Here is a 6,018-nt window from a genome sequence, read left to right as displayed (position 1 = left end):
GGCCGGCTTTGAAATGCGTTATCGACGTTTCATAGTCCTTGGGCTCGATCAGGGCCACGCTGCTGCCTCAGGCTGCTCTATCGATGCTTCTGTGCATTTCATCCAGGGCCTGGAGAAGCGCTATCAGATAGATTTGCTGGACAAGATGAATGTCACCTTTAAGCAGGGGGACTATGTGACCCATAAATCCCTTACAGACTTTAAAAAAATGGCCAAAGAGAAGGCCATTTCTGGCAAAACCATCGTTTTTAACAACCTCGTCAATAATAAACAGGAATATCTTGAATTCTGGGAGGTCCCAGCCTCGGAGAGCTGGCACAGCCGTTTTTTCTAGAACTGGTCTTCGGTTTTCTGTAAACAGCTTCGATGTAAAGAGTTGATCGACCAAATGCAATATTTAGGATAATTATTAAGTTAGTACTTAAGATTGCCGCAAATATGGGGAAAAGGCTACACTGTTTATTCTTATTTATTTTCGTTTTTATTACTGCACGGGGACAGGTGGATCCCCTCCAGTCCAGGGATAGTCTGGCCCAGGAACAGTGGGTAAATGACCGTTATGAATCCATGTCTGTGGAAGAGCGCATTGGCCAGTTGTTTATGATCCTCGTTGCTTCCGACCAGCCCCAAAGTAGCCTTGAAAAGAGCGCACAGCTGATCGCAGAACAGCAGATTGGTGGGGTGATTTTTTCCAAAGGTGGCCCGGTACGCCAGGCCAGATTGACAAATTTGTTTCAGCAAAAGGCAAAAACCCCATTATTGATCGGGATGGACGCGGAATGGGGCCTGGCCATGCGATTGGATTCTACCTATGCCTTTCCGTGGAACATGACCTTAGGTGCCATTCAGGACAATGCGGTTGTTGAAGAAGTGGGGTATCAGATTGGAAAGCATGCCAAACGGCTTGGGGTGCATATCAATTTCGCCCCGGTAGTTGACGTCAATAGTAATCCCAGAAACCCCATCATCGGAAACCGTTCGTTCGGTGAAGACGAGAAGAATGTGGCACGTAAAGCCGTGGCTTTTCAAAAAGGGATGCAGCGGGCCGGGGTCTTGTCCAGCGCCAAACATTTTCCCGGACACGGGGATACAGCAGTAGACTCCCATAAGGCCCTGCCGGAGATTAATCTCGACAGGAGCAGATTGGATAGTGTGGAGCTTTATCCCTATAAGGCATTGATACAGGAAGGCCTGAACAGCGTCATGGTGGCTCATTTGAGCGTTCCTGCCCTGGAAGCAGATGAGGAAAAACCCAGTTCACTGTCTGGAAAAGTGATCAAAGGGGTGTTACAGAACGACCTGGAATTCAAGGGGCTCGTGCTAACCGACGCCCTGAACATGAAGGGGGTAACAGCAACGGCATCCCGTCCCGGAGAAGCGGAGCTGGAGGCCTTTAAGGCCGGTAATGATGTTTTGCTGATGCCTGAGGATCTCCCTGCTGCGAAAAACCTTATCCTGGACGCCTTTACCAAAGGAAAAATATCCGAGCAGCGATTGTCGCGCTCCGTAAAAAAGATCCTAAGGGCAAAATACAAAGCGGGATTACATACCTATGAAGCAGTGGAGGCTGAGGACCTTGTTGGTGACCTTAATGGGATAGAAAGTGAGCTCGCCCATGAAATTGCGGTAGAGCATTCCATAACCCTCTTAAAAAACCAGTTTGGCCTTCTGGGGATTAAAAAACTGGAGAACAAGAAGATCGCCTATGTAAAGTTAGGGGATGATGACCATACCCCCTTCCTGAAAGCTTTGAACCTGTATACCGAGGTCACCGAAGTGAGTGGGAAGGATATCCTCACACTCAAGGAGAATCTGAAGGACTATAATCTTGTGATCCTTGGGTACCATAAAAGCAATGCCTCTCCCTGGAAGAATCACGATTTTACTCAAAAGGAGTTGTACTGGTTGAACGAAATTGCCGAGATGCCCTCTTCAAACACCGTATTTGCCGCATTTTCCCGTCCGTATGCATTGAAGCAGGTCCTTTCTTATGCGCCCATTGATGCTGTAATTTTAGGGTATCAAAATAGTGAGATGGCCCAGCGAAAAATGGCGGAGGCCCTGTTCGGTGCTATTGGAGTAAATGGACGCCTGCCGGTTACGGCCCACTCGATGTTTCCCGTTGGGTCTGGTATCGACCTGGAACCGATGGGTCGCTTGGGGTACAGTATTCCTGAACGTGTAGGTATGGTCTCGGAGTTTTTGTCAGACGTGGACACCCTGGTGCAACATGGCTTAGATTCCCTGATGTACCCCGGGGCCCAGGTATTGATTGCCAGAAGGGGAAAGGTGGTGTACAACAAGACCTTTGGATCGCCTACAGGAAATGAAGGGGATATTCTTACTGAAGATCATCTGTATGACCTGGCTTCCCTTACTAAAATCCTGGCGACGCTCCCCATCCTAATGAAAATGGAGGAGGAAGGTACCATAGGGTTATCGTCCACTTTTCAGGAACTCATCCCGGAATACGCAGATAGCGAATTAAAGGATGTGACAGTGTTGAAAGCCCTCAGTCATTACGGGCGTTTGCCATCCTGGATCGCTTTTTACCTGGATACGTTGAACAAAAAAGGGCAGCCGTCCTCCATTTTCTACCGGAACCAACCCATGGAGGGTTTTTCCACAAAGGTTAGCGATGGCCTGTACCTTACGGACGCTTACAAGGATTCTATATACAACCGTATTGGACGACAGGAACTGAAATCTAATCGTTATCGTTACAGTGATGTCGCTTACTATGTGTTTAAGAAATACATTGAAGATACCTATGGAAGTTCCCTGGACGAGCTTTCGCAGGAATTCCTTTACAAACGGCTGGGCGCAACAAAAACTACGTATAATCCGCTCGAGAAGTTTCCACGGGAGATCATCGTGCCCTCTGAGGTGGACAACTACTATCGCCACCGGGTGGTACAGGGGTATGTTCACGACATGGGTGCAGCCATGCAGGGCGGGGTAGGAGGCCATGCCGGGTTGTTTAGCAATGCCAATGACGTGGCCAAGATCATGCAGATGTATCTGCAGGGAGGATATTACGGTGGGGAGCGATTTTTAGGAGAACGCACGGTGGAGCGTTTTAACAAGTGCTACTTCTGTCATAAAGAAGTGCGCAGGGGCGTGGGGTTCGATAAACCCCAGTTAAAAGTTCACGGACCTACCTGCGGTTGTGTTTCTCCCAAGAGCTTTGGCCACAGTGGCTTTACGGGCACCTATACCTGGGCGGATCCTGAGGCCGAAATAGTCTATGTTTTCTTGTCTAACCGGACCTATCCTTCATCTACAAACCGCTTGCTGGTAAAATCCGAACTGCGAACGCGCATACAGCAGGTGATTTATGATTCCCTTATTAATTAGTACCGATAATTCGGTGTATTTTTAGCCTATGAAAATTGCAATAGTTTGTTATCCCACCTTTGGCGGGAGTGGTGTTGTAGCTACTGAGTTGGGTATTGCCCTGGCTTCACGGGGACATGAAGTCCATTTCATAACCTATAAACAACCTGTGAGGTTAGAATTGTTAAGTAACCGCATCCACTTCCATGAGGTTCACGTTCCTGAATACCCGCTCTTCCACTACCAGCCCTATGAGCTGGCCTTGTCTAGTAAGCTGGTGGATACGGTTAAGGCCTATGGGATAGAACTACTTCATGTACATTATGCCATTCCGCATGCCTATGCGGGTTATATGGCCAAAAAGATCCTGGAGGAGGATGGCATCCACATCCCCATGATCACTACACTTCACGGTACGGATATTACATTGGTTGGAAACCACCCTTTCTACAAACCCGCGGTCACCTTTAGTATCAATAAGTCAGATATAGTGACTTCGGTATCCGAGAACCTCAAACAGAAAACCCTGGATTTCTTTGACATCACCAAGGAGATCGAGGTAGTGCCCAACTTCATTGATGAAAACAAGTACAGCACTCATTTTACCGATTGTCAGCGGTCTCTCATGGCCGAGGACCACGAGAAAATTATCACCCACATTTCGAATTTCCGAAAGGTGAAGCACATCCCGGATGTGATACAGATCTTTTACGGGATCCAGAAAGAGATCCCCGCCAAACTCATTATGGTAGGGGAAGGGCCCGAAAAGGAAAATGCTGAACTTTTGGTGGAGCAGTTGGGCATTACGGAAAAGGTGGTTTTCCTTGGAAACAGCAACGAGATAGATCGGATCCTTTGTTTTTCAGACCTGTTCCTTCTTCCATCTAAATCAGAAAGTTTTGGATTAGCGGCATTGGAAGCTATGATCAACAGGGTGCCCGTGATATCGAGCAATACAGGTGGGATCCCGGAAGTCAATATCCATGGCGTATCTGGATATCTCAGCGATGAGCGGGATGTGGAAGATATGGTGAGCAATGCACTTAAGATCCTGAAAGACAAGGCCACATTGGAAAAGTTCAAGGAAAACGCCCATGAGGTGGCCAAAAAGTTTGATATCCAGAATGTCTTGCCCTTGTATGAAGACCTGTACGACAAGGCGTATAAAGCATATTATAAAACTACCTATTAAAGATGTTGCGACCCTTGGTATATCTCCTGTTACTGGTCGCATTAGGCTGTAAGAGCCAGGAGAAGGGAAAAAAAGCGGCAACTCTCACTTCACAAGAGCAACCTGAGTTGACCCTTTTGTTAAGTGATAATTACGGGGGAACTGAAATGCCTGATTTTCGCGTAATCCGGGATATGAAATCCCTGCGACAATTCTTTGTGCAGGTAAATAAAACCCGCAAGCCAGGAATTCCTGTACCCGAGATTGATTTTGAACAGGAAATGGTCTTGTTGTATTGTACGGGGAAGACTACAAATGCGTCTGTACCAGGCCTCTACCTCGAGGAAGATTTACCCGACCAAATGGTCATAGGACTCAAGCAGGGATCAGTTAAACAAAAATCTGGAAATGAGGCGCTTATGATGCCATTCAGCCTGTATAAAGTGCCACTCACCGATAAGGAAATCGTCCTTAAGAAAGAATGATTCTAACGTAGGGGTTTTTCGTGTAAGATATCGAATATTATTGCCCCTTGCAGGATATCCTGAGAAATAGATTTAGGCGGTTGTAATTTTGTAATTACAAGTTATCCTAAATCTTGACATCATGAAAACCTATATCCTAAGTGCTGTTGCGCTACTGTGCTTCGTAATGCACCTCCGTTCTCAGGAATTCCCTGAAATCACTTCAAAAGATAGTGTCGTTGTTAGTTCATGGATGTTCGGCGTGGGCTGGAACTTTATCGATGATTCCGGAGATGCCTTTAATGATGTTACTACGATTAAAGACCAATGGAACGGCGTAGCCTTTCCTTCTCGACTGAGTTTGGGCAGGTACTGGAAAAGTGGCCTCGGCCTGGAAGTAATCGGCACCTACAACAACTACAAAGAAGGGAATACCATTGATGGGGTAACCATATCTGAAGACATCCCGTACTGGGGGATAGATACGCGTTTGAGTTACGATCTGAACAAATTGGTGGGTCAGACCGGATTTTTCGATCCTTATGTGGGCGTTGGATTAGGATATTCAGATGCCAATAACCTGGGCAGGGGTACCTACAACGCCGTTATCGGGTTCAGGACCTGGTTCTCTGATCGCTGGGGGCTTGATTTCAGTTCTAGTGGTAAATGGTCGTTTGGTAACGAAGCCTCTAACCACATACAGCACGCCGTAGGTGTGGTATATCAATTCAACATAGAAAAAGAACTCTCGAAGAAAGGGGAAGAGAAGCTTGCCTTGTTGCAAGAAATGGAAAAGGAACAGCAACGCGTACAGGATTCTCTTCTGGCGGCCAGGAAAGCCGATGAGGAAGCCAGGGCCCTTGCAGAGCGTTTAGAGAAGGAAAAGGAAGCTGCACGCCTTGCGGCAGCTGAAAAAGCCAGGAAGGAGCGCCTGACGAACTTGCAGCGTGCCCTGGACAGTATTGGTACCATTTATTTTGCTTTTGATTCTTCTATTTTGACTACCGAGGCCAAAAAGAACCTGGATAAGGTTGCCGAATTGATGTC

At 47.1% G+C, this 6,018-nt stretch carries 5 protein-coding genes; all 5 read left to right on the top strand.

Annotated features, from left to right (window positions below; translation table 11 throughout):
- Positions 1–334: ABC transporter ATPase (locus AC4E7D_RS06650; RefSeq protein WP_490173028.1), on the top strand; the 334-nt coding region annotated here is incomplete at its 5' end.
- 104 nt (positions 335–438) lie between these two features.
- Positions 439–3,357 (top strand): serine hydrolase domain-containing protein, encoded by a 2,919-nt coding sequence (locus AC4E7D_RS06645; protein ID WP_490173027.1) that lies wholly within the window; start codon positions 439–441, stop codon positions 3,355–3,357.
- Between the two features lie 28 nt (positions 3,358–3,385).
- Positions 3,386–4,528 (top strand): N-acetyl-alpha-D-glucosaminyl L-malate synthase BshA, encoded by a 1,143-nt coding sequence (bshA, locus tag AC4E7D_RS06640; protein WP_490173026.1) that lies wholly within the window; start codon positions 3,386–3,388, stop codon positions 4,526–4,528.
- A 2-nt stretch (positions 4,529–4,530) separates the two neighbouring features.
- Positions 4,531–4,992, top strand: a complete 462-nt coding sequence (locus AC4E7D_RS06635; protein ID WP_490173025.1) for a hypothetical protein — start codon at positions 4,531–4,533, stop codon at positions 4,990–4,992.
- Positions 4,993–5,113: 121 nt separating this feature from the next.
- Positions 5,114–6,018, top strand: a 905-nt coding sequence (locus tag AC4E7D_RS06630) for an OmpA family protein (protein ID WP_490173024.1), incomplete at its 3' end; no start/stop codon positions are given.

The sequence above is a fragment of the Lentiprolixibacter sp. genome, assembly GCF_982873095.1.
Note: the sequence above shows the minus strand (reverse complement) of the source record. Positions and strands in the feature narration are given on the sequence as shown.

What these genes read in the sequence shown, in the direction of transcription:
- bshA (WP_490173026.1), top strand. Translation starts at nt 3,386, where the DNA reads ATGAAAATTGCAATAGTTTGTTATCCCACCTTTGGCGGGAGTGGTGTT.
- AC4E7D_RS06645 (WP_490173027.1), top strand. Translation starts at nt 439, where the DNA reads ATGGGGAAAAGGCTACACTGTTTATTCTTATTTATTTTCGTTTTTATT.
- AC4E7D_RS06635 (WP_490173025.1), top strand. Translation starts at nt 4,531, where the DNA reads ATGTTGCGACCCTTGGTATATCTCCTGTTACTGGTCGCATTAGGCTGT.